21 protein-coding genes are annotated in these 24864 nt (G+C 52.9%); 11 read left to right on the forward strand and 10 right to left on the reverse strand.

Annotated elements, in window-relative coordinates:
• Positions 1-235 precede the first annotated feature (235 nt).
• Positions 236-1123 (reverse strand): threonine/homoserine exporter RhtA, encoded by an 888-nt coding sequence (gene rhtA / locus WC1_RS16545; protein WP_003035255.1) that lies wholly within the window; start codon positions 1121-1123, stop codon positions 236-238.
• Between the two features lie 353 nt (positions 1124-1476).
• Between rhtA and ompX the strand changes: the two genes are divergently transcribed.
• Positions 1477-1992 carry an outer membrane protein OmpX gene (ompX, locus tag WC1_RS16540; protein ID WP_003035257.1) on the forward strand — a complete coding sequence of 172 codons (516 nt, stop codon included), beginning with the start codon at positions 1477-1479 and terminating at the stop codon, positions 1990-1992.
• A 64-nt stretch (positions 1993-2056) separates the two neighbouring features.
• On the opposite strand, the gene WC1_RS16535 is transcribed toward ompX, so the two are convergent.
• Positions 2057-3643, reverse strand: a complete 1587-nt coding sequence (locus tag WC1_RS16535; RefSeq protein ID WP_016149832.1) for a phosphoethanolamine transferase — start codon at positions 3641-3643, stop codon at positions 2057-2059.
• Between the two features lie 276 nt (positions 3644-3919).
• Entirely contained in the window at positions 3920-4048 is a 129-nt protein-coding gene (gene mntS, locus WC1_RS16530) for a manganase accumulation protein MntS (protein WP_003035262.1), read from the reverse strand.
• A gap of 186 nt (positions 4049-4234) precedes the next feature.
• Between mntS and mntR the strand changes: the two genes are divergently transcribed.
• Positions 4235-4708 (forward strand): manganese-binding transcriptional regulator MntR, encoded by a 474-nt coding sequence (gene mntR, locus WC1_RS16525; RefSeq protein ID WP_003035264.1) that lies wholly within the window; start codon positions 4235-4237, stop codon positions 4706-4708.
• Positions 4705-5814 carry an anion transporter gene (locus WC1_RS16520; protein ID WP_016149833.1) on the forward strand — a complete coding sequence of 370 codons (1110 nt, stop codon included), beginning with the start codon at positions 4705-4707 and terminating at the stop codon, positions 5812-5814. The genes mntR and WC1_RS16520 overlap by 4 nt, the downstream gene beginning before the upstream one ends.
• Before the next feature lie 94 nt (positions 5815-5908).
• On the opposite strand, the gene ldtB is transcribed toward WC1_RS16520, so the two are convergent.
• Complete coding sequence (ldtB, locus tag WC1_RS16515) at positions 5909-6829, reverse strand: L,D-transpeptidase (RefSeq protein ID WP_003845438.1); 921 nt, start codon at positions 6827-6829, stop codon at positions 5909-5911.
• 232 nt (positions 6830-7061) lie between these two features.
• Here ldtB and WC1_RS16510 point away from each other — a divergent pair, with 232 nt between their 5' ends.
• On the forward strand, positions 7062-8657 hold the full coding sequence (locus tag WC1_RS16510; protein ID WP_003035269.1) for an ABC-F family ATPase: 1596 nt from the start codon (positions 7062-7064) through the stop codon (positions 8655-8657).
• 143 nt (positions 8658-8800) lie between these two features.
• Here WC1_RS16510 and WC1_RS16505 read toward each other — a convergent pair whose 3' ends face one another.
• The 4 genes from WC1_RS16505 to WC1_RS16490 form a co-directional block, all read right to left on the reverse strand.
• The gene (locus tag WC1_RS16505; RefSeq protein WP_016149835.1) at positions 8801-10063 is read right to left on the reverse strand and encodes a DUF1479 domain-containing protein; all 1263 of its coding nucleotides are present in this window, start codon (positions 10061-10063) and stop codon (positions 8801-8803) included.
• Between the two features lie 153 nt (positions 10064-10216).
• Positions 10217-11032 (reverse strand): Cof-type HAD-IIB family hydrolase, encoded by an 816-nt coding sequence (locus WC1_RS16500; protein ID WP_003836989.1) that lies wholly within the window; start codon positions 11030-11032, stop codon positions 10217-10219.
• Positions 11033-11198: 166 nt separating this feature from the next.
• Positions 11199-13631, reverse strand: coding sequence for a glycyl radical protein (locus WC1_RS16495; protein ID WP_003035277.1), 2433 nt, complete (start codon positions 13629-13631; stop codon positions 11199-11201).
• A 5-nt stretch (positions 13632-13636) separates the two neighbouring features.
• Positions 13637-14536 carry a glycyl-radical enzyme activating protein gene (locus WC1_RS16490; RefSeq protein WP_016149836.1) on the reverse strand — a complete coding sequence of 300 codons (900 nt, stop codon included), beginning with the start codon at positions 14534-14536 and terminating at the stop codon, positions 13637-13639.
• 132 nt (positions 14537-14668) lie between these two features.
• Between WC1_RS16490 and fsa the strand changes: the two genes are divergently transcribed.
• Complete coding sequence (fsa, locus tag WC1_RS16485) at positions 14669-15331, forward strand: fructose-6-phosphate aldolase (RefSeq protein ID WP_016149837.1); 663 nt, start codon at positions 14669-14671, stop codon at positions 15329-15331.
• 86 nt (positions 15332-15417) lie between these two features.
• Here fsa and moeB read toward each other — a convergent pair whose 3' ends face one another.
• Together moeB and moeA are read right to left on the reverse strand one after the other, a co-directional pair.
• Complete coding sequence (gene moeB / locus WC1_RS16480) at positions 15418-16167, reverse strand: molybdopterin-synthase adenylyltransferase MoeB (RefSeq protein ID WP_016149838.1); 750 nt, start codon at positions 16165-16167, stop codon at positions 15418-15420.
• Entirely contained in the window at positions 16167-17402 is a 1236-nt protein-coding gene (gene moeA / locus WC1_RS16475) for a molybdopterin molybdotransferase MoeA (RefSeq protein ID WP_003845452.1), read from the reverse strand. Before moeA ends, moeB begins: the two co-directional genes overlap by 1 nt.
• Positions 17403-17577: 175 nt before the next feature.
• Between moeA and WC1_RS16470 the strand changes: the two genes are divergently transcribed.
• From WC1_RS16470 to gsiD, 6 genes are all read left to right on the forward strand, one after another.
• On the forward strand, positions 17578-18366 hold the full coding sequence (locus WC1_RS16470) for an aminoglycoside nucleotidyltransferase ANT9 (RefSeq protein ID WP_016149839.1): 789 nt from the start codon (positions 17578-17580) through the stop codon (positions 18364-18366).
• A gap of 191 nt (positions 18367-18557) precedes the next feature.
• Entirely contained in the window at positions 18558-19523 is a 966-nt protein-coding gene (gene iaaA, locus WC1_RS16465) for a beta-aspartyl-peptidase (RefSeq protein WP_003836974.1), read from the forward strand.
• A complete protein-coding gene (gene gsiA, locus WC1_RS16460) occupies positions 19510-21381 on the forward strand; it encodes a glutathione ABC transporter ATP-binding protein GsiA (RefSeq protein WP_016149840.1) in 1872 nt (623 codons plus the stop codon). Before iaaA ends, gsiA begins: the two co-directional genes overlap by 14 nt.
• A gap of 28 nt (positions 21382-21409) precedes the next feature.
• Positions 21410-22948: a glutathione ABC transporter substrate-binding protein GsiB gene (gene gsiB, locus WC1_RS16455; protein WP_016149841.1), complete on the forward strand. Its 1539-nt coding sequence runs from the start codon at positions 21410-21412 to the stop codon at positions 22946-22948.
• A gap of 46 nt (positions 22949-22994) precedes the next feature.
• Entirely contained in the window at positions 22995-23915 is a 921-nt protein-coding gene (gene gsiC / locus WC1_RS16450) for a glutathione ABC transporter permease GsiC (protein WP_003836970.1), read from the forward strand.
• A gap of 2 nt (positions 23916-23917) precedes the next feature.
• Positions 23918-24829, forward strand: a complete 912-nt coding sequence (gene gsiD / locus WC1_RS16445) for a glutathione ABC transporter permease GsiD (RefSeq protein WP_003035302.1) — start codon at positions 23918-23920, stop codon at positions 24827-24829.
• The last annotated feature ends 35 nt before the right edge of the window (positions 24830-24864 follow it).

Genomic DNA, 24864 nt, shown 5'->3' on the forward strand with positions numbered 1-24864 from the left:
TTTTTTTTCCGGTGTTGCCTATCACTTTAATAGCGAAGAAGGGGGAAGATATAAAATATCAAATAAAATCAATGCAATGAGTGTTGTGTTTCTTACGTGGTGTTATTTTTATGTTAATTTTTGAGATTGAATGAAATATGCGGATGAGAAAATTATATTTTTTAGAATTATTATCACGCAGATTTACAATTGGATATTCTGCATGATTATGCAAACCATGCAGAATATTACGTGGTTAATTCACGTCGACTTGTTTTATTTGTGGCTCTTTACGAATAGTGAGCGTAGAGCCCATTGATGCGACGATAATGGCACCCAGAGCGAGTGTCTGGATAAGCGTCAGCGTTTCACCGAGGAAGATCATTCCGGAAACCGCTGCCAGGGCAGGTTCCATACTCATCAATGTACCGAAAGTACGCGTCGGCAGGCGCGTCAATGCAATCATCTCCAGTGAATAGGGAAGTGCAGTAGAGAGGACTGCAATGGCCAGGCCTAACGGCAGAATGGACCAATGCCACAGGGCATCACCAGCCTGGATCGCGCCGATTGGCACAAATACCAGTGCTGCAATTAATGACCCTACTGCGACGGTTGCCGGACCGTGTTCCGCCCCGGCTCGCTGCCCGGTAAGAATATAGATGGCCCAGCAGGCACCAGCCCCCAGCGCTAGCGCAGCACCGGTTAAATCGACGTGAGAAACGTCCTGACCTAATGGCAGCAGGAACCACAGTCCGAGTACAGCCAGTGCAACCCAAATGAAATCCACCGGGCGCCGGGATGAAAACAGCGCTACCGCCAGCGGGCCGGTAAATTCCAGCGCCACGGCAATTCCCAGTGGCACGGTCTGGATTGACAGATAGAAGAGATAGTTCATCCCGCCCAGAGACAGGCCATAAAACAGAAGGGGCAGGCGCTGTTCTTTGGCGAATCGCAAACGCCAGGGTTTAAAGAAGGCGATAAGGATGAGGGTGCCCAACGCAAGGCGCAACGCGGTAACGCCCGGCGCGCCGACGAGCGGGAACAGCGATTTCGCCAGAGATGCTCCGCTTTGAATGGAGGACATAGCAATTAGCAAAACCAAAATAGGCAACCAGACTGGCGCTTTACGTGACGACCCCGGCATCCTTTCTCCTGTCAAATTATGTCAATAGAAGTAAAACAGCGAGTGTAATGGAAATACACACATGCGGTTGAGTATTCGTTGAAAAAAAAATTGCTCAGTTCCGTACAATGGCATGAAACTGATGGATTAATAATCTGCGTGATTAGGAATAATCTGGATGAATGTGCCATATTGTGCGCGCAATAATGGCATTTTACTTTAGAAAAGTGATGTTAATTGAAAGAGATAGCGGATTTCTGAAATGTTCTGTTACATGAAAGACCCCATTAGACATCGCTAATCGCAAAGAGTTTCCCATCAATTTTTGGTATATTTAAAACTTAAGATTTACTTGAAGCACATTTGAGGTGGTTATGAAAAAAATTGCATGTCTTTCAGCACTGGCCGCTGTTCTGGCTTTCTCCGCAGGTACTGCTGTAGCTGCTACTTCTACCGTTACCGGTGGTTACGCTCAGAGCGATGCTCAGGGCGCAGCGAACAAAATGAACGGTTTCAACCTGAAGTATCGCTACGAGCAGGACAACAACCCGCTGGGTGTTATCGGTTCCTTCACTTACACTGAAAAAGATCGTACCGATGCTTCTGGCGACTACAACAAAACCCAGTACTACGGCATCACTGCTGGTCCGGCTTACCGTCTGAACGACTGGGCAAGCATCTACGGTGTAGTGGGTGTTGGTTACGGTAAATTCCAGAACGCAGCATCCCCGGCTGACAACCACACCACCAGCGACTACGGTTTCTCTTACGGTGCTGGTCTGCAGTTCAACCCGATCGAAAACGTTGCTCTGGACTTCTCCTACGAGCAGAGCCGTATTCGTAGCGTTGACGTTGGCACCTGGATCGCTGGCGTGGGTTACCGCTTCTAATCACTTCGGTGATATGAAAAATCCGCCTCTCGGGGCGGATTTTTTTTGCCTGCAATATGAGCTGTTAACGAGATTTGGTCTCGAAGATGTCGGTACCAAGGTGGTTGTAGTCCACCTTCTGCAGCTTAAAGTTGGTGATGTAGACCGGCCCGGCTTTTTTCTCTGAGATAAAGCGGTAGCTGTTGGTGATTTCTTTTGCGCTGATCCCTGTCCACTGCGAGAAAAAACTGAGGAAATCATTGGCGGATCGACGGGCCTTAATCACCCGATGCGCTTTATCATCACTCGACAGCACCATGAAAGGTACCTGGAAATTCTGCTGGAACTGATCGTCATGCGCGAGGTACTGCACCTCTTTTCCCCGTTCTTTAAACGCGAGGCCATGATCGGAGAAATAGACCATCGAGAAGCTGGTACCGCTATTACGTAGCTGATCGTATAGCTGGCGCAGTAGGTCATCCGTTTGCGTCATGGTGTACAGGTAGCAAGACGTCTCTTTTGACTGGACGAAAGTCTCGTACTTACCCTGCGTACGGTCGCAGGCCTGCGGATGTGAGCCCATTAAATGCAATACAATGAGCTGCGGCTGAGTGCGCTCGGTTGCCAGCACCTGAGCGGTCATCTTCAACAGCGCTTCGTCACGGGTATTTTTATCCGCTTCGAAGTCACCGTTCTTGAGGAACTGAACTTCATCAGCGCGTTTTGCAATGCTGGCGATGGCCGTGTCGTATTCACCAATTTGTCCCTGATTGGAAAACCACCATGTCTGGAAACCTGCGCGGTTGGCCAGAGTGACAAAGTTATCCTGGAACTGGGGCTTATTGTCGACCACCCGATTCAGCGTCAGGCCGAGTGACTTTTGCGTTGAACCGCTGGCAGCAATGTAATCCGCAAAGATGTAGCCGTTAACAGAGCTGGCAAACGGGGTGTTATCCCAGTGACCGCCAAACGCGCCTAACGCATCGCGGCGGGCGCTTTCGCCGATCACCACGACGTAGGTGTGATACTTCGGCTTCACGGCGGTTACGGTCCAACTGTCTTTCACGCTCGACAGCTTCGCCATACGCTCTTGTTCGTCGAGCACTTCGTTGTTATTGACGATCACGTCCTTGGCAAAGCGGAATACCGGATAGCCAGTGTCTTTCAGCTTGAACACGCCGCCCCAGGCCAGGTTTTGTACCGGGGTAACAAAGAATGCGACAACGCTGAACAGCAAACAAACGCTGTCGAACTTGTTCCAGCCACGCTTTTGTTCATCTTTTTTACGACGTACGGCGATAACGCCGAGGGCGAAAATAAATACCCCGACCAGATAACTGTACCATGGGAAGATGGTCAGGATTTCGGTGGACTCTTCCATATTGGTTGAGTGCAGCGCCAGCAAGGTATTGAAGTTCGGTGAGCCGTAAGCCTGGCCGAACGGAAAATACATTGCCGCAATCAGCGAGCAAATGCCAATCAGCACTTTCTGCGCGCGCGGCGCGCTGCGCCACATCAGCATTAATATACAGGTGAAAGCAACGCTATAGAGCAGGCTAAGCGGATAGCCCAGCGCAAGGTTGATCAGCAGAGACTGTAAGAAATAGAGGCCAGTCCACGGACTAATCGCCCGGCTGCGAGCAATGATTGAATCTTTGAGGGTTAAATTCATATGCCACTGTTACAAAAACGCCATGTGCTTACCCTGGCGCTAAGGGTCATTGCCTGCCTGAGAGAGCGAGAAGAGGGATAGGGTCCGCATCCGCGAGCCGCAATATATGCAGGGCTGCGAAAAGATAGAGTGTGCGCAAGAGAAGGTCAACTACTACAAAGAAATTGTTTTGCGAGGGACGTGGCAAAACTGACAAAAAGAAGGGTTATTGAGATGAAAACCACCACCGTACCCGGATGACGGCAGGAAAATGAAGCGGCGTACCGCGACGCCGCATTATTTTTCTGAAGGTTTATCCTTCTCTGGTTTGCTGTTAATCATGTCACACAGCATAGAGATCAGCATCAACCGTACTTTAAAGGGAGAGTGGCTAAACACGCGTATACACCTCTTAAATTCATTCATGTAAACCTCCTGACTTCACGATCCCATCAATCCTTGAGGGATGTCTTTATTATATACAGATATAGCACAGGCTATATTATATAGCTATTGCTAAAACGTTAATTTTTTGTGCCCGCGCAACTCTGGTTTACAATGAGTGCTCTCTAATCAGATGCCGTTAACGCGTCACAGTAACGAGGAAGCAGAATGAGTCGTCGCGCAGGTACGCCCACAACAAAAAAAGTGACGCAATTGGTGAATGTCGAAGAACACGTTGAAGGATTTCGTCAGGTCCGGGAGGCGCATCGCCGTGAGCTGATTGATGACTACGTAGAGCTGATTTCCGATCTCATTATTGAGGTAGGTGAAGCGCGCCAGGTGGATATGGCCGCACGGCTTGGGGTTTCCCAGCCGACGGTTGCTAAAATGCTTAAGCGTCTTGCTTCAGTCGGATTGATTGAAATGATCCCCTGGCGAGGCGTGTTTTTAACCGCAGAAGGTGAACGACTGGCTCAGGAAAGTCGGGAGCGTCATCAGATTGTGGAGAATTTCCTGTTGATGTTAGGTATCAGTCCGGAAATTGCCCGTCGCGACGCGGAGGGGATGGAACATCACGTCAGTAAGGAAACGCTGGAGGCTTTTAGCCGGTTTACGCAACAGCAAGGAACAGGCTCTGAATGAGTTTTCCTTTATTACGCGCCTTACAGCGCGATCGTTTTTTCCAGCTGTTAATCATCGTTGGGGTTGTACTGAGCCTGTTCACGCCATTTACACCCCGGTCGTGGCCGGGAGCGATTGACTGGCACACAATTATCACACTCAGTGGCCTGATGTTACTGACCAAAGGCGTGGAGCAAAGTGGTTACTTCGATGTGTTAGGGCGCAAGATGACCCGCCGTTTCAAAACAGAGCGCCAGCTGGCGATATTTATGGTGCTGGCGGCGGCGTTGTTGTCGACGTTTCTGACCAACGATGTTGCGCTGTTTATTGTTGTTCCGCTGACCATCACCCTGAAAAAATTGTGCGCTATTCCGGTGAATCGCCTGATTATCTTTGAGGCGCTGGCGGTTAACGCCGGATCGTTGCTCACGCCAATAGGTAATCCACAAAACATTCTGATGTGGGGACGCTCAGGCTTATCGTTTACCGCGTTTACCTGGCAAATGGCGCCGCTTGCGGGGGCCATGATGCTGACGCTGGTGGTGCTGTGCTGGTTCAGTTTCCCGAATAAAGCGTTGCACTATCATACCGGTACGCGCGCACCTGACTGGCAACCGCGTCTGGTGTGGGGCTGTCTGGTGTTGTATATCATCTTCCTTGCAGCACTGGAGTTAAAACAAGAGCTGTGGGGTCTGGCGATTGTGGCGGCAGGGTTCATGGTGCTGGCTCGTAGCGTGATCCTCAGCGTAGACTGGACGCTGCTGTTGGTGTTTATGGCGATGTTCATTGATGTGCACTTGCTGACGCAGCTTCCGGCCCTGCAGGGGATAACCCACCAGATTGGCGCGCTTTCAGCGCCGGGACTTTGGCTGACCGCCATTGGCCTGTCGCAGTTTATCAGTAATGTGCCCAGTACGATTTTGCTGCTGAACTACGTCCCGCCAACGCTGCTTCTGGCCTGGGCGGTCAATGTGGGCGGCTTTGGGCTGTTGCCAGGATCGCTGGCGAATCTCATTGCGTTACGGATGGCAAACGACCGCCGGATCTGGTGGCGTTTTCATTGGTATTCGGTACCGATGCTGATATGGGCGGCGCTGGTGGGTTATGGTTTGTTGCTAATGATGTAATTGATGTGGTGTGCCGGATGGCGGCTGGCGCCTAATCCGGCCTACAGTGTTGGTAGGCCCGATAAGCGTAGCGCCATCGGGCATATATAGCAGATTAGTTCAGGCGAACCGGCATACCAGAACGGTTCTGTACTGCCTGCTCAACGACGGCCTGATCGACGTCAGGCTGACCGGTGATGCTGGTAATGCTCTTGGTCAGGGTAATCGGTACAATTTCCCCGCCTTCGAACTGTGCTTCAGTCGTAGACAGCGGGTTATGTACTTCGATGTAACGGCTACCGTCTGGTTCGGTAGTGGCTTTTACCGGCTCATCAATAAACTGTACACGGGTGCCGACCGGCACATTTTCAAACAAGAATTTGATGTCGTCGTTACGCAGACGTACGCAACCGTGGCTGACACGTAAGCCGACGCCGAAGTTAGCATTGGTACCGTGGATAGCATACAGGCGACCGATATACAGCGCGTACAGTCCCATCGGGTTATCCGGACCCGCCGGAACAACGGCTGGCAGCGGCTCGCCTGCAGCGCGGTATTCCGCATGCATTTTCGCCGTTGGCGTCCAGGTTGGGCCTGCTTTTTTACGTTCTACTTTAGTGGTCCAGTTGATTGGCGTGTCTTTGCCCAACTGGCCGATACCGATCGGCAGAACAATGACGGTGTTGGTGCCTTTCGGGTAGTAGTACAGACGCATTTCAGCGCTGTTGATAACAATACCTTCATGCACGGTATCCGGCAGGATCAACTGCTGAGGAATGTTCAGCACGGTGCCGCCTTTCGGCAGGAAGGTATCCACGCCCGGGTTGGCTTCCAGCATGTTAGACAGACCCATCTGATACTCTGCCGCAAAATACTCCAGCGGTTGGGTGTTGCCTTCAGGAATAGTAATGACCTGGTTTTGGCCAATCAAACGGCTACCATCGGTCGGCAGCGGGTACGTGACGGCTGAAGCGGTATTACAAAAACCAACTATTGCGAGTGCCGCCGCGAAAAGCGTTGTTAATTTCATATTCATATTCATGTATGCGAGATTCAGTGCCAGGCAGGCTAGTGGGTTGAGATTTATGTAGTGTTGGGCACGCATTATATGTGCAATCTGAGCAACAAGGAATTCGGATGTGTACTAAATCACATTTTTTTCCTTTTGGTTTCACTTTATCCCTTCCGCATGAAGACGCGATCTTCTTGCAGACTTATGGCATAATAAGCGGTTTGTCACATATTTCTTTCTCTTTCAGGATACGCCAGTGTTAGTTTCCAGCAACGTCACCATGCAGTTCGGCAGTAAGCCGCTGTTTGAAAATATTTCCGTCAAATTTGGCGGCGGCAACCGTTACGGCCTGATTGGCGCGAACGGTAGCGGTAAATCCACTTTTATGAAAATTCTCGGCGGCGACCTCGAACCGACGCTGGGTAACGTTTCCCTCGATCCTAACGAGCGTATCGGTAAGCTGCGCCAGGATCAATTCGCCTTTGAAGAATTCACCGTGCTTGACACCGTGATCATGGGTCACGCTGAACTGTGGGAAGTGAAGCAGGAGCGCGATCGCATTTACGCCCTGGCTGAGATGAGCGAAGAAGACGGCTATAAAGTTGCTGATCTCGAAGTTCAGTATGGCGAAATGGACGGCTACTCTGCGGAAGCGCGTGCGGGTGAACTGCTGCTGGGCGTAGGCATTCCGGTAGAACAGCATTACGGCCCGATGAGCGAAGTCGCGCCCGGCTGGAAGCTGCGTGTGCTTCTGGCGCAGGCGCTGTTCTCTAACCCGGACATTCTGCTGCTCGACGAACCAACGAACAACCTGGATATCGACACCATTCGCTGGCTGGAGCAGACGCTGAACGAGCGTGACAGCACCATGATCATCATTTCGCACGACCGTCACTTCCTGAACATGGTCTGTACACACATGGCGGATCTGGACTATGGCGAACTGCGTGTTTATCCGGGTAACTACGACGAATACATGACGGCGGCAACCCAGGCGCGTGAACGTCTGCTGGCCGATAACGCCAAGAAGAAAGCACAGATTGCCGATCTGCAATCCTTCGTCAGCCGCTTTAGCGCCAACGCGTCTAAATCTCGACAGGCGACCTCTCGTGCGCGTCAGATTGATAAGATCAAGCTCGACGAAGTGAAAGCATCCAGCCGTCAGAACCCGTTCATCCGCTTCGAACAGGATAAGAAACTGTTCCGTAACGCGCTGGAAGTGGAAGCGCTGGCGAAAGGTTTTGATGAAGGTCCGCTGTTTAAAAACTTCAACCTGCTGCTGGAAGTAGGGGAGAAGGTTGCCATCATTGGTGCCAACGGCGTGGGTAAATCCACCATGCTGAAAACGTTGGTTGGCGATTTGCAGCCGGACAACGGTACCGTTAAGTGGTCTGAAAACGCCCAGGTGGGTTACTACGCGCAGGATCATGAATACGAGTTTGAAAACGATCTGACCGTCTTCGAATGGATGAGCCAGTGGAAACAAGAAGGCGATGATGAGCAGGTTGTGCGCAGCTTCCTTGGCCGTCTGCTGTTCAGCCAGGACGATATCAAGAAACCTGCAAAAGTGCTCTCCGGTGGTGAAAAAGGACGCATGCTTTTCGGTAAGCTGATGATGCAGAAACCGAATATCCTGGTCATGGATGAACCGACCAACCACCTGGATATGGAATCTATCGAGTCGCTGAACATGGCGCTGGAAATGTATCAGGGCACGTTGATCTTTGTTTCTCACGACCGTGAGTTCGTCAGTTCCCTGGCGACCCGCGTGATTGAGATTACGCCGGAACGCGTGATCGACTTCACCGGCAACTACGAAGATTACCTGCGTAGTAAAGGTATTGACGGTTAATTTACCCGTCGTCTTTCGTGTTACAGGTGTGTTGGCTGCACCTGTTCACCCCGGTCACTTACTTATGTAAGCTCCCGGGGATTTACAGGCTGGTCGCCTTCCTGTAACGCGAAATATTTAGGGAAAATTGCGTAAGCTACATATTAAATAATCCCCAGCGCGCGTTTACCGTGGATATTCAAATCCTCCAGCGTGAAGCGTCCTTCCCAGTTAGTTTCATAATCCTCTCGCGGGAAATCACCCGGCGATGCGCCTTTTTCCAGCGCAGCTTTCACTTTGTGGGCGTAGGCCAGATTTTTTTCGCACATCGGGGCGGCAGGGATATACATAACGTTACCCCAGCCCTGCTGATTTTCGACAGGCGCGACGGAGTGAATCACATCGCAATGCCACCACACGGAGTCTCCGGCGTCCAGTTGTGGGATGCTGGTTAACGCTTCAATCAGCAACGGATGCCATTGCGCAGAAATCGGCAGGACTCTGCCGGGCGCTACGCCGCAAAGCTCATCTTCCGGCACATCGTCAAGCAATGGGCGTAACAGCACATACGCCATCGCTTCAGGAATCGGAACCACATGCAACAATCCCTGTCCTGGCAGCATATCGGACAACGCAGTCCAGCCCTGGAAGGTACGGAACACTGAACATTTGGTGGTGTTATCCACCGTGTACTCTTCTACTTCGGTGCGATGCGCAGCCTGCCACGGATCGTAATCTGCCAGCTTGCCATTGAAAACATGAGCAAATACCTGCTGATACGCAGGCAGCAGCCAGCGTTCCAGCGCGCCGGAATCCGTATGCGCTCCCAGCCCTTTAGAGGTGGTTCCCGGCGGACGGCGGCGTATACGGTCAGGGTAGATAACGCTGACATCCGGGTTAAACCATTGTTTACCTTCGCTTGAAAATGTCCAAAGACGATTGAGGAACGACTGGGCATTGGCCATTTCTTCACTTTGGCGGGCCTGCATCTGCGCCTGGGACCAGTAAATGGGGTAGATTTCAGGTCGCGATGCGCTCAGGGTGCCGAAGAAGTTATCGCCCGGCCCTTTGTAGACGTCATCAAAATGGTTGCGATCCAGGTAATCGAGCATCGACTGATCCCATGCCAGCGCCTGTTCGCGGGGGAAATGCCCTTTAATGACTGCGCATCCGCGACGCTTAATTTCTTCACGCTGCTCTGCACTCACGCGACCCGCTTTAATATCCGCATAGGACAACACAGGCCATACCGGGGAGCTTTGCGCTTTGAGAGCGTTGATTTCCGCCACGCGGGTGGCAATGGCATCGCTCAGCTGATTGAAGATCAACTGAACATCCCCAAGCTGTGCCCGCAGTTGCTGTTTCATCTGACGGATTGCCGCTTTGTGATCGGCGGGCAACGTGTCGCTGGTAAAAGTAAAAGCCATAACCACCTCGCATTAACTTTCATTCGAAACTAAATTTGATTGCAAGTGACAATATAAGTTAAAAATTGGTTAATGCAAGTTTAAAAACCTGCTGGTGTGAGCAAAATAGAAAAAGAGTGAAAACCGGGATGAGGGATACCCCGGTTGGCAGGATCAGACGTTAAAAGGTGAAGTGTTATCCAGCACTGCCTGAATTACGTTCAGCGCGCCTTGATGGTTATTGTCATCGGTCTGATAGCGGGCAATCGCTTTGATGCTCTCTGCCGCATTGGCCATGGCGAAAGAGTAGTGCGCCATCTTCAGCATTTCCGCGTCATTGCCACTGTCGCCAATGGCGACCACGTTTTGCGGTGACAGGTTCCAGCGTTTTAGCAGACGGCTGATCCCGTTGGCTTTATGTAAGCCTGGAATGATCAGGTCGATAAACCCAAAGCCGCTGGTGACGGGCTTCATAATGCCGTCGAGAGCAGAATGAAGGTGATCGATAACCAGCGGGATCTGTTGGTCCGGTAAATTCAGCGAGAACTTGAACAGCACATCGTCGATATCCTGATAATCCTTGACGGGTTTCAGGCGGTGGTAGTGTTTTGACATCAAACCGACAAAGGACTCTGGGGCATTTTCGCTCACGTAGGCGCTTTGCAGTCCACAGGCCACAAAGTTGAGTTGCTTATCTTTGAGCAGTTCGCCAATGACAATGCGTGATTCGTGGCGCGTAAGCTCGCCGTGAAACAGCTGTTTGCCATGTTCAAACACCAGCGCCCCGTTCTCGGCGACAAAAGAGATCTCATCTTTGAGCTGCGGGAAAAAGGAGATCAACTGGTAATACTGGTTGCCGCTTGCCACGACAAATTCAATATCTCGTTTCTTCAGTTCCTGATACTGCGCCATAAAGCGTGCACGATCGTATTGCTTGGCGTCGTCGAGAAAAGTTCCGTCCATATCGGTGACGATAACTTTGATGGTCATATATGCTCCTGGCTCATAACTGCGACCAGAAACATTTTAATAACAATGTGAGCTAAAGCACAAATTTAATTTCGAATGAAAGTAAAACGCCAGGTGGCAACTTCGCCTTACCTGGCTAAAGGGGAGTATGTAAGCCCGGTAAGCGTAGCGCCACCGGGCGGGAGGGTTACAGCATATGTTCAGTGCGCGCGATGATATCGTCCTGTGCATCCGGAGACAGCGCGGTGAAGAAGGCGGAATAACCCGCTACACGCACCACCAGATCACGGTACTGATCCGGGTGTTTTTTGGCTTCCAGCAGCGTTTCACGAGAAACGATGTTGTACTGAATATGCCAACCTTTGTGCTCTTCAAAGAAGGTACGCAGCAGAATCATCAGCTTTTGTTTGTCAGACTCATTTTCCAGCGTGGCCGGGTTCAGCTTCTGATTTAACAGCACGCCACCGAGAATCGAACCGGTCGGCAGTTTACCCACCGAGCCAATTACCGCAGTTGGGCCGAGATGGTCCGTACCGGAAGCCGGGCTTGCGCCTTCTGCCAGTGGAGTGTGTGCTTTACGGCCATCCGGCGTTGCCATCGTTGCTGCGCCAAACGGCACGTTTGCAGAAATAGACGAGGTCCCGGCGTAGTAATTGCCGCCAACCGGGCCACGTCCGTAACGCGGATTATGATACTGTTTCAGTTCATCGATATAAGTCTGATAAGCGCGGGCCAGCAGCGTATCAACGCTATCGTCATCGTTGCCGTATTTTGGTGCGCCGTTGATTAGCCGTTGGCGTAACTGCTCATGGGTCAGACCGTCAAAATCATCGGCCAGCGCGGCGGCCAGTTGTTGTTGACCGATAGCGCCCTGTTCAAAGACCAGTTTCTTCACTGCTGCCAGGCTGTTGCCGAGGTTGGCGATACCCACCTGCAAACCTGATACCCAGTCATACTTCGCGCCGCCTTGCTTAATGCTTTTCGCGCGTTCGATACAGTCGTCTACCAGCGCGGAGCACAGAATATCGTGTACGTTCTCTTCCAGCATGGTGTCAACGACATACTCGATTTCAATGGATTTACGCGTGTAGTAGCGAATCTGTGTATCCCAGGCATCCATCACTTCATCGAAATTGTTGAAGTTGCCAGCTGAGAGCGCTTTTTCCTGCGGCAGGAAGACTTTGCCGCTGGTGGCATCGCGTCCGCCTTCCAGCGCCGCCAGCATCACGCGGGCAAAGTTAATAAAGCTCATGCCGGTGCAGCGGTAGCCCCATTTGCCGCCAACGGCGGTTTCGATGCAACCAATCGCTGCATAGTCATAGGCGTCTTGCGGTTCAATGCCCAGCTTAATGAATTCCGGAATGACGATTTCATCGTTGTTAAAGGCTGGCATCCCGAAGCCGCAGCGGATCACCTGCACGCAGGCATCAAGGAAGTCATTACTCATCCCCGCGTGATAACGCACGCTCAAGTTTGGCTGAGTAGAACGCAGGCGGCCACAGGACTCCAGAATGGCGTAGGAGAGCGGGTTGACGGCATCCATCGCCTGACCGCTGACCAGGTTCTGGCCACCTATGGTTACGTTCTGATAGAGCGGGCTGCCCGCTGAGGCTTTCGAATGGGAGCCGGAACGGATTTTGTTCACTTCCAGCAGTTTCAGCCAGCAGCTGTGCAACAGCTCAATGGCGTGCTCACGATCGAGGCTCTGATTCAGTTCTACGTCACGACGGTAGAACGGGTAGAGGTACTGATCCATACGGCCAAACGATACTGAGTGACCGTTAGATTCAATTTGCAGAATCAACTGGATGAAATAGCATAACTGCAACGCCTGCCAGAATGTTTTTGGTGGCTCATGGGCAATCACATCACAGTTTTCCGCCATGGTCAGCAGTTCATCACGACGGCTGGTGCGCGTTTCTGTGGATGCCATTTTACGCGCCAGCGCGGCAAAGCGCTCAATGTGTAAAGTGACGGCTTCTAGCACGATATCAATCGCTTTCAGGAACTGATCGCCGTGGAGATCGTCCAGACACGTCAGATTGATGCGGGAGCGACGTTCATCGACTTTGTGGCGCAGGCCGTCGAGACCTTTTTCCAGTAGTAGCGGGAAGTTCACCGCCAGGTGTGCGTCGCCGGAGGTCATATTACCTTCGGCTTTGATAATGCCGGTTTCCAGCAACCCTTTCTGCTCGTCAGTGAACATCCCGTAGCAGCGATCCTGCACGGTCTGACCACGCCACCACGGACACACCTCGTGTAATACGCGTTTATTCTCTTCGCTTACCGCAAAGCCTGCGCCCGGTCTGTCGGCGAGGTCGTCGATCTCTTTTTCAATCCAGGAGACGGTGTATTCCGGGAAGATCGGCGCGGCGCGCACTTCGCTTGCCTGGTTACCGATAATCAGTTCGTCATGCTTGATCCAGATGGTGCGTTCCGCCAGATGATGGGCCAGTGCCAGCGCGCGGCGTACCGGGATCGGCTTATCCAGGTGTTGCTGATACATCTCGGTATAGTGCTGGGCGCGCTCGGTACAAACCGGCGGTTTCACGATATGGATCAGGGCTGTTTTATGCGCTTTGATACGATCGCTGAGTGTGTCCAGTTTCAGAGTGGTCATGGCGATTATCCTCGTAGGGTCGCGGTTAAACCTTTAAGGCTGGCATACTGCTGGGCAAATTCGAGCAGTGCAGGCGCATCAAGCGGTTTATCCGGTGCGTTGTAGGGTTGACTGAGTAAGTGGTATTTGTTGATACCAAGGGTGTGGTAGGGCAAAAAATGAATCTCCCCGACGTGAAGCTCGTCGGCAGCAAAATCGGTAATGGCCTGGATGGCGGCTTCTTCAGCGTTGAATCCCTGGATCAGCGGTACGCGGATAATCATTTTTTTACCAGCTGCGGCCAGTTTTTTTAGATTTTCCAGCACACGAGAGGCGCTGCCATCGGTCCACTGTTTAAACGGCGCATCCGCCACGTGTTTTAGATCGGCCAGAAACAGATCGACGTCAGGTAATGATGGTTCAATATACTTCCACGGGACATGCAGGCAGGTTTCCACTGCGGTATGAATGCCTGCGTCGTGGCTGGCTTTGAGCAAAGAAGCCGCCAGCTCTGGCTGCATAAACGGTTCGCCACCGGACAGGGTGAGGCCCCCTCCGCTGCGATCGTAAAACGGTTTATCACGCAATACGGTCGCCATGATTTCGTCCACGCTTTTTACCTCTCCACAGACGGTTAGCGCCTGCGTTGGACAGCAGTGGGTCAGCGCCGTCAGATCGTCATCGGTCAGTTTTTCGCGATGAATCAGCAACCCGCTTAGTGCCCGCTCAATTACTGCGGGTGCTGCCTGAGCACAAAGATCGCAACCATCAAGGCACAGGCGTGCGTCATAGAGCAGATCCTGCGTACGGGCGCGACTTTCCGGATTCTGGCACCACCGACAGCCCAGGGAGCATCCCTTAAGGAACACCACAGTACGGATCCCGGGACCATCATGCGTGGAATAGCGCTGGATATTGAAAATCATAAGCGACCTCTTTTCTTTCGTATAAAGATTAAATTACTTTCGAATGAAAGTTATATTGACATGCGTCAACTAACCGTGAGGTTTCGCCGTGCTACCTTTTATTCATGCTAATTATTCGTTTGAGGAAAGGTTATGGAACTCTATTTAGATACGTCTGACGTTGATGCGGTAAAAGCTCTGGCGCGCATTTTCCCGCTGGCAGGGGTGACCACTAACCCGAGTATTGTGGCGGCGGGGAATCAGACGCTGGAAGTACTACTGCCGCAACTGCAGGAAGCGATGGGAGGACAAGGCCGTCTGTTTGCTCAGGTGATGGCGACCACCGCCGAAGGGATGGTTAGCGATGCGCGTAAGCTGCGGGCAATCATTGCTGATATCGTGGTCAAAGTGCCGGTAACAGCAGAAGGTCTGGCGGCTATAAAATTGCTGAAAGAAGAAGGGATCCCGACGTTGGGTACTGCGGTATACGGTGCAGCTCAAGGGTTATTGGCTGCACTGGCAGGTGCGGAATACGTTGCGCCATACGTTAACCGCGTGGATGTGCAAGGAGGGGATGGCATTCAGACGGTGACCGACCTGCAGACGTTACTGAAAATGCATGCCCCGCACGCCAAAGTACTGGCAGCCAGTTTTAAAACGCCGCGTCAGGCGCTGGATTGCCTGCTGGCAGGCTGCGAGTCCATCACGCTACCGCTGGACGTTGCTCAGCAGATGATTAGCTCTCCGGCAGTTGATGCTGCCGTCGCGAAGTTTGAGCACGACTGGCAGAGCGCATTCGGTCGCACGTCGATCTGATGCTGTTGCCGGGTGGCGCTAACGCTTGCCCGGCCTACGTTCGAGCCGTTGTAGGTCGGGTAAGGCGAAGCCGCCACCCGACTTTTTTACCGACTACAAACCTCGCACCCCGGATTACGCATCAGCTTCATTTCGCGAAACTGGCAGGTCATGGCATCGTACATGACGATTTTTCCGGATGCCGGTTTACCGTAGTTTGCCAGCAGCTTAATGGCTTCCATCGCCTGTAACGAGCCGATCACGCCGATCAGCGGGGCCATCACTCCGGCTTCTACGCAGGTCAGGGCGTTTTCACCGAACAAACGGCTCAGGCAACGGTAGCAGGGCTCGCCTTCCTGATACGTAAAGACGGTAATTTGCCCTTCCATGCGAATTGCTGCACCGGAAACCAGCGGAACTCTGGCGGCAAAGCATCCGGCATTCAGCTGATTGCGGATGCTGACGTTATCCGTACAGTCCAGCACCAAATCGTGTTCGGCAATAAGCGCGTGAATCTCGCTATCGTCCAGCAGCGCATTCACCGGCGTAATGGCGATATAAGGGTTAATCCGCGTTAGCGCGTCACGAGCGGATATCACTTTTGGTTGCCCTACGGTTGCATCGCTGTGCAGCGTCTGGCGTTGGAGGTTCGACACGGAGACCGTGTCAAAGTCGAGCAGGGTTAAATGCCCGACGCCAGCACCAGCAAGGTACTGGGTTGCAGCACATCCCAGTCCCCCCAGACCAACGACCAGTACCCGCGCATCTTTGAGCGCTTCCTGACCTTCGAAATCGAAGCCGCGCAGAATGATTTGCCGGTTATAGCGCATCATCTCCTGGTCGCTGAGTTCTGCCATTACAGACCTCCAAACAGTGCGTTAAATGGCTCAACTTCAACCCATTCTCCGACCTCAACGTTACCGCGATCGCGCTCCAGCACAATAAAGCAATTGCCCTGGCTAAAGGAGCTAAAAATATGCGAGCCCTGGTGCCCGGTGGTAGTGACTTCCAGTTCGCCTTCCGCGGTACGCTGCAATACACCACGCTGAAAATCCAGACGCCCTGGCGTTTTCTTCAGGCGTGAAGCGGTGCGCACGCGCTGGCGCGGAGGCAACCCACAGGCGGTGTTGCCGCTGAGTTTCGCCAGCAGCGGTTGTACCAGTTGATAAAAGGTGAGGGCAGCAGACACCGGGTTACCCGGCAGGCCGCAAAACCAGCTGTTGCTCAGTTTACCAAAGGCGAACGGTTTACCGGGTTTGATAGCCAGCTTCCAGAAGGCAATTTCTCCCAGCTCTTCCAGAATGGTTTTGGTGTAATCCGCTTCGCCTACCGAAACGCCACCAGAGCTGATGACAACGTCGGCCTGGCTGTCGGCTTCGATAAATGCGGCCCGCAGCGCGTTGGGATTGTCGCGAATAATCCCTAAGTTGATCACCTCGCAGCCCAACTGCTGCAGCATCAGGTGAACGGTCAGACGGTTTGTGTCATAAATCTGCCCGTCACCCAGCGGCTGACCCGGCAATTGCAGCTCATCACCGGTGGAGAACAACGCCACGCGGACTTTACGCACAACGGGGACCTCGGCAATACCGAGCGAAGCCAGCACGGGAAGCTCGGCGGTTGTCAGACGAGTTCCTGTGGGGAATACCACCGCGCCGTTTGCAATATCTTCACCGCGCAGACGAATATTTTGTCCGCTGCGGACGTCGGAGGTAAAACGCACACCGTCGTCAGTTTGTTCCGTTTGCTCCTGCATTACCACGGCTTCACAACCGGCAGGCACCGGGGCTCCGGTCATAATACGGATGCAGGTTCCCGCAGGCCACTCGCCGTGAAATGGCTGTCCAGCAAAGGCTTTGCCAGCCACCGCAAGAGGCTGGTCTGATTGTAAATCGGCTAATCGCACCGCATAGCCATCCATTGCCGAGTTATCGAATCCCGGCACATCAATCGGGGAGACGACGTCGGTGGCCAGAATGCGGCCAAAGCATTGAACCAGCGGCAGCGTTTCGACGGCGGTGAGTGGGGTAATACGCGAAAGCATCTGAGAAAGAGCCGTTTCAAGCGGCATCAGTCCGGCGGTAAATTCCATGAGAAGACTCCTGCGGGGCAAAATCGAATCCGCTCATTATGTCAGAAAATGGACGCGGACAGTATGCTACCTCAGGCTTAGGATCAGATCTGATACAGGTTTTCTGCCAGAGATTAGCACTACAGGAAAAATGCAGTATAGACTCATGATTTCTGCTTTTTCTCCAGGAGGCTAAATGTCTGCGACTATCCCGGATTCAATTCGACGACAGGTGAATGCCGCCAGTGCACTGATTGCGCGGATTATCGAGGGCGACCTGGTTGCTGTTCATTTGTATGGCTCTGCTGTTGAAGGTGGCTTAAAGCCCCAAAGCGATATCGATTTACTGGTTACCATTAGGCAGCCACTTAATACCCGGCAAAGAAAAGATCTGATGCAGGGTTTTCTGGAAATATCAGCCCCGCCTGGTAGCGTTGATAGATATCGGGCGCTGGAAGTGACCATCGTGATCTATTCACAACTTGTACCCTGGCAATTCCCACCGTCAAGAGAAATGCAATTTGGCGAATGGTTGCGTGACGATATTCGCGCGGGAATTGTTGAACCGACACAGGTGGATCCTGATCTTTCCATCCTGCTGACCCAGGCCAGGCGCGCCAGCGTAGCGTTGTTCGGTGAAGCCGCTGAGACGTTATTCAACGTCATTCCTTTTAGCGATGTCGTGCAAACATTTCGGCATATTCTTGATATGTGGCAGAAAACGGGCGATTTAGAGGGTGACGAGCGAAATATCATCCTTACTCTGGCGCGTATTTGGTACAGCCTGGTTACGGGCAATATTGTCGCTAAAGATGAAGCCGCCGCCTGGCTTATACCGCAATTACCCGTTGAGTATGCTGACACGCTGCAAGCCGCGCGTGCGGAATACCTGGGGTTAACCAAAAAGAACTGGGCTGCGTCTATGCCGTCTGTTGAACACTTTGTGTTTTATGCAAAAAAACAGATTGCCGATCGGCTTGAATAATATATTCAACGATGTTGGAAGATCCCCTTTCTGATTAACTCATCTAAATAACCTGATGGGATGGGGGGTGAGGTACGGGCCTTAACCTTTACATGACGTCTGCATCTTTCTATATTCAAAAATCGAATCAATAAGTCACAGAAATTCTGATATTTATAACCCCGGTACCTGCCACCTAATGGACGAAAAAAATGGGTAAAGCAGTCATTGCAATTCACGGCGGCGCAGGGGCTATTACCCGTTCGCAGCTGAGCCAGGAGCAAGAGTTGCGTTATATACAGGCGCTGTCGGATATCGTTGAAACCGGCCAGCGGATGCTTGAAGACGGTCGTAGCGCACTGGATGTCGTTACCGAGGCCGTGCGCCTGCTGGAAGAGTGTCCATTGTTTAATGCCGGAATTGGCGCGGTGTATACCCGTGATGAAACCCATGAGCTGGACGCCTGTGTGATGGACGGTAATACGCTGAACGCAGGCGCCGTCGCCGGGGTAAGCCATCTGCGAAACCCGATTCTCGCGGCACGGCTGGTAATGGAACACAGCCCACACGTCATGATGATAGGTGAAGGGGCTGAAAACTTTGCCATTGCGCAGGGTATGGAGCGCGTATCAGCGGATATTTTCTCGACGCCAGAACGCTACGCTCAACTTCTGGCGGCGCGAACAGCGGGTGAAACGGTGCTGGACCATAGCGCGAGCCCGCTGGATGAAAACAACAAAATGGGTACCGTGGGTGCGGTCGCGTTAGATATGTTTGGCAATCTGGCGGCAGCAACATCGACCGGCGGGATGACCAATAAATTACCGGGGCGGGTGGGTGACAGTCCGTTGGTTGGCGCAGGCTGTTATGCCAATAATGCAAGTGTGGCAGTCTCCTGCACCGGAACCGGAGAAGTCTTTATTCGTGCTTTGGCGGCCTATGACATTGCGGCGTTGATGGACTACGGCGGTCTGAGTTTATCCGAAGCGTGTGAACGCGTAGTGATGGAAAAATTACCGGCGCTTGGCGGCAGCGGCGGTTTAATTGCTATCGATCATGAGGGCAATGTCGCTTTGCCGTTTAACAGCGAAGGCATGTACCGCGCCTGGGGATACGCAGGTGATACGCCAACCACCGGTATTTATCGGGAAAAAGGAGATAGCGTTGCCACACAGTGATGAGCTTGATGCCAGCGATGTGCTGGCAGTCAGCAATCTGAATATTGCCTTTGAACAGGAGCAGCAGCGTGTCAGCGCAGTGCGCAATCTGTCATTTCGCCTGAAGCGTGGCGAAACGCTAGCGATAGTCGGCGAGTCTGGTTCTGGTAAGTCGGTGACCGCCTTGTCGCTGATGCGTCTGATTGAACAGTCCGGCGGCGAGGTGAGCTGCGATGAAATGCTCCTCCGACGCCGTAATCGACAGGTTATTGAGCTGGGTGAACAGAGCGCATCACAAATGCGTCACGTGCGCGGTGCGGATATCGCGATGATCTTCCAGGAGCCTATGACATCGCTTAATCCGGTGTTTACCGTGGGCGAGCAAATTGCCGAGTCTATCCGCTTGCACCAGGGTGCCAGTCACGAAGAGGCGATGGTAGAAGCGAAGCGAATGCTCGATCAGGTGCGTATCCCCGAGGCGAAGGCGATTTTATCGCGTTATCCACACCAGCTTTCCGGCGGTATGCGCCAGCGGGTGATGATCGCCATGGCACTGTCGTGTCGCCCTGCGGTTTTAATTGCTGATGAGCCGACAACCGCGCTGGATGTCACCATTCAGGCGCAGATCCTGCAACTGATAAAAGTGTTGCAGCAGGATATGTCGATGGGAGTGATCTTTATTACCCACGATATGGGCGTTGTGGCGGATATTGCCGACCGCGTGCTGGTGATGTATCAGGGCGAGGCGGTAGAAACCGGCAGCGTTGAGCAGATTTTTCACGCTCCCCAGCATCCTTATACTAAAGCGCTGCTGGCAGCCGTGCCGCAGCTTGGGGCAATGAACGGGCATGAACTTCCGCGCCGTTTCCCGCTTATTTCATTACACGATCCCAGTCATGTAGAGCCACAGACCGAACAGGATACCGTGGTTGAAGGCGAGCCAATTTTGCAGGTACGTAACCTGGTGACGCGTTTTCCTCTGCGTAGCGGCATTCTAAATCGCGTAACTCGCGAGGTGCATGCAGTGGAAAACGTCAGCTTTGACCTGTGGCCGGGAGAAACGCTATCGCTGGTGGGGGAGTCGGGCTGTGGGAAATCCACCACCGGGCGGGCGCTGTTGCGCCTGGTTGAGTCTCAGCGTGGGGAAATCATTTCCAACGGACAGCGTATTGATACCCTTGCTGCCAGCAAGTTGCAGCCGCTGCGTCGGGATATTCAGTTTATCTTCCAGGATCCGTATGCCTCGCTCGATCCACGTCAGACGGTGGGATATTCCATTCTGGAGCCGCTACGGGTGCATGGGTTATTGCAGGGGGATGCGGGGTCAAAACGAGTTGCATGGCTGCTGGAACGCGTAGGATTGCTGCCTGAGCATGCCTGGCGCTATCCGCACGAGTTTTCCGGCGGTCAGCGTCAGCGTATCTGTATTGCACGGGCATTGGCACTCAATCCCAAAGTGATTATTGCCGATGAATCTGTCTCGGCGCTGGATGTTTCAATTCGTGGGCAAATTATCAACCTGTTGCTCGACCTGCAGCGGGAAATGGGAATTGCATACCTGTTTATTTCCCACGATATGGCGGTGGTGGAACGGATCAGTCACCGTGTGGCGGTGATGTATCTCGGGCAAATCGTTGAGATTGGCCCCCGACGCGCGGTGTTTGAAAATCCGCAACATCCGTATACGCGCAAACTGATGGCGGCAGTACCAGTTGCCGATCCATCGCATCACCGACCACAGCGTGTGCTGTTGTCGGATGATATCCCCAGCAATATCCGCAAGCGCGGCGAAGAGATTTCCCCCGTGTCGTTACAGTTAGTTGGCCCGGGGCATTATGTTGCGCGTGGGCAACCAGAAAATGCGCTTTCGCGTTTATAACAGGCAGGCAGGGTTTAAGGAGAATAACATGACAAAAATTGTTGCTCGGAAATGGCTGGTTGCTGTGGGAGTGGCCTCTGCGCTGGCCACATCGCCTGGCTGGGCCGCCAAAGACGTGGTGGTGGCGGTAGGATCCAATTTCACCACGCTTGACCCCTATGACGCGAATGACACGTTGTCGCAGGCGGTAGCGAAGTCGTTTTATCAGGGACTGTTTGGTCTTGATAAAGAGATGAAGCTGAAAAATGTGCTGGCAGAGAGCTATACGGTTTCTGATGATGGCCTGACTTACACTCTTAAGCTGCGTCAGGGCGTGAAATTTCAGGATGGCACCGACTTCAACGCCGATGCGGTTAAAGCCAACCTCGACCGCGCCAGCAATCCGGAAAACCGTCTGAAACGCTACAACCTGTATAAGAATATCGATAAAACCGAAGTCGTCGATCCGTCGACGGTGAATATTACGCTGAAACAGCCGTTCTCTGCCTTTATCAATATTCTGGCACATCCGGCAACGGCAATGATTTCTCCCGCCGCGCTGGAGAAATACGGTAAGGAGATCGGTTTCCACCCTGTGGGGACCGGGCCGTACCAGCTTGATACCTGGAATCAGACAGATTTTGTGAAGGTTAAGAAGTTCGCGGGTTACTGGCAGCAAGGGCTGCCAAAGCTGGATACGATTACCTGGCGTCCGGTGACCGACAACAACACGCGTGCGGCCATGCTGCAGACCGGGGAAGCGCAGTTTGCCTTCCCGATCCCTTACGAGCAGGCTGCGTTACTGGCGAAGAATAAAAACCTGGAACTGGTGGCCAGTCCGTCTATTATGCAGCGTTATATCAGCATGAACGTCACACAAAAACCGTTCGATAATCCGAAGGTGCGCGAGGCGTTGAATTATGCCATCAACCGTCAGGCGCTGGTGAAAGTGGCGTTTGCGGGTTATGCCACGCCAGCAACGGGCGTTCTTCCTCCATCGATAGCTTACGCGCAAAGCTATACGCCATGGCCATACGACCCGGCGAAAGCGCGCGAACTGCTGAAAGAAGCAGGTTATCCGAACGGTTTTACCACCACGCTATGGTCTTCGCATAATCACAGTACCGCGCAGAAAGTGCTGCAATTTACCCAGCAGCAGTTGGCGCAGGTGGGAGTTAAGGCTCAGGTAACAGCGATGGATGCCGGCCAGCGCGCGGCGGAAGTAGAGGGTAAAGCGCAGAAAGAGAGCGGGGTGCGGATGTTCTACACCGGCTGGTCTGCCTCTACGGGGGAAGCTGACTGGGCGCTGTCACCGCTATTTGCATCACAAAACTGGCCGCCAACGCTGTTTAATACGGCGTTCTATAGCAATAAGCAGGTGGACAGTGATTTAGCGGCAGCGTTGCAAACTAACGATCCAGCGCAGAAAGCGAAGCTGTACAAGGATGCGCAGGATATTATCTGGAAAGAGTCGCCGTGGATCCCACTGGTAGTGGAAAAACTGATTTCGGCGCACAGCACCAGATTGACCGGGTTCTGGATTATGCCGGACACCGGATTTAGCTTTGATGATGCGGATTTAAAATAAGCTATTCATTCGGCCCCGTTAACCAGGGGCCGGCGAAGGGAGCGTGATGCTTAACTATGTTTTCAAGCGCCTGCTGGGGTTGATCCCAACGCTATTGATTGTTGCGGTGCTGGTGTTTTTATTTGTTCACCTGCTACCCGGCGATCCGGCCCGACTGATTGCCGGACCGGAAGCTGACGCCGAGGTGATTGAACTGGTACGCAAGCAGCTGGGTCTGGACCAACCGCTGCATATTCAGTTCTGGCATTACATGACCAACGTGTTGCAAGGCGATTTTGGCACGTCGATGGTTTCTCGTCGCCCGGTTTCCGAAGAGATAGCCAGCCGTTTTATGCCGTCGTTATGGCTGACAATTGCGAGTATGGCATGGGCTGTGTTATTTGGTATGACGGCGGGGATCATTGCAGCCGTATGGCGCAATCGCTGGCCGGACAGGTTGAGTATGACGCTGGCGGTCACCGGGATCTCGTTCCCGGCGTTTGCGCTTGGCATGCTGCTCATGCAGATATTCTCCGTTGAGCTTGGCTGGTTGCCAACCGTTGGCGCTGACACCTGGCTGCACTATATCCTCCCGTCTATTACTCTGGGCGCGGCGGTGGCTGCGGTGCTGGCCCGGTTTACCCGCGCCTCGTTCGTCGATGTGCTCAGCGAAGACTATATGCGCACCGCGCGGGCTAAAGGGGTGAGTGAGACCTGGGTGGTGTTAAAACATGGTCTGCGTAACGCGATGATCCCGGTGGTCACCATGATGGGACTACAGTTTGGCTTTTTGCTTGGTGGATCAATCGTGGTTGAGAAGGTGTTCAACTGGCCTGGGCTTGGGCGACTGCTGGTGGACTCCGTCGAAATGCGCGACTACCCGGTGATTCAGGCCGAGGTACTGTTGTTTTCTCTGGAGTTTATTCTTATCAACTTAGTGGTGGATGTGCTTTACGCCGCCATTAATCCGGCTATCAGGTACAAGTAAGGATGCGATTTTTTAACTGGCGCCGACAGGCGATTTTGAATGCAATGCCCCTTGTTAAGCCAGAGCAGATACGCACACCGTGGCATGAGTTCTGGCGTCGTTTTCGTCGACAGCACATGGCGATGTTCGCTGGGCTGTTTGTATTGCTCCTGATCATGGTGGCGATTTTTGCTCGCTGGTTGACGCCATTTGATGCCGAAAATTACTTCGATTATGACCGTTTGAATGATGGGCCGTCGATGCTGCACTGGTTTGGTGTCGATTCTCTGGGACGAGATATCTTTAGCCGCGTGCTGGTTGGCGCCCAAATCTCGCTGGCGGCAGGAGTCTTTGCCGTGTTTATTGGCGCGGCGATTGGCACAGTGCTGGGTCTGCTGGCGGGATACTACGAAGGTTGGTGGGATCGGCTGATTATGCGTATCTGCGATGTGCTGTTCGCCTTTCCCGGCATTCTGCTGGCGATAGCCGTGGTCGCCGTGCTGGGCAGCGGCATTGCGAACGTGATTATCGCCGTGGCCATTTTCTCCATTCCTGCTTTCGCGCGCCTGGTGCGCGGAAATACACTGGTGCTGAAGCAACAGACGTTTATTGAGTCTGCGCGCAGTATTGGTGCCAGCGATACGACTATCATTTTTAACCATATCCTGCCGGGTACGGTTTCATCGATCGTGGTCTTTTTTACCATGCGAATTGGCACGTCGATCATCTCTGCCGCGAGCCTGTCATTTCTGGGATTAGGCGCACAGCCGCCGACGCCGGAGTGGGGGGCAATGCTTAATGAAGCGCGTGCTGACATGGTGATCGCGCCGCACGTGGCGATTTTCCCGGCGGTAGCGATATTCCTGACGGTGCTGGCGTTTAACTTACTGGGAGATGGTCTGCGCGACGCGCTGGACCCGAAGATAAAAGGATAAATTACAGGCCGGATAAGACGTAACGCTTATCCGGC

The organism is Citrobacter sp. KTE30, from assembly GCF_000398825.1.
Taxonomy (GTDB): Bacteria; Pseudomonadota; Gammaproteobacteria; order Enterobacterales; family Enterobacteriaceae; genus Citrobacter; species Citrobacter freundii.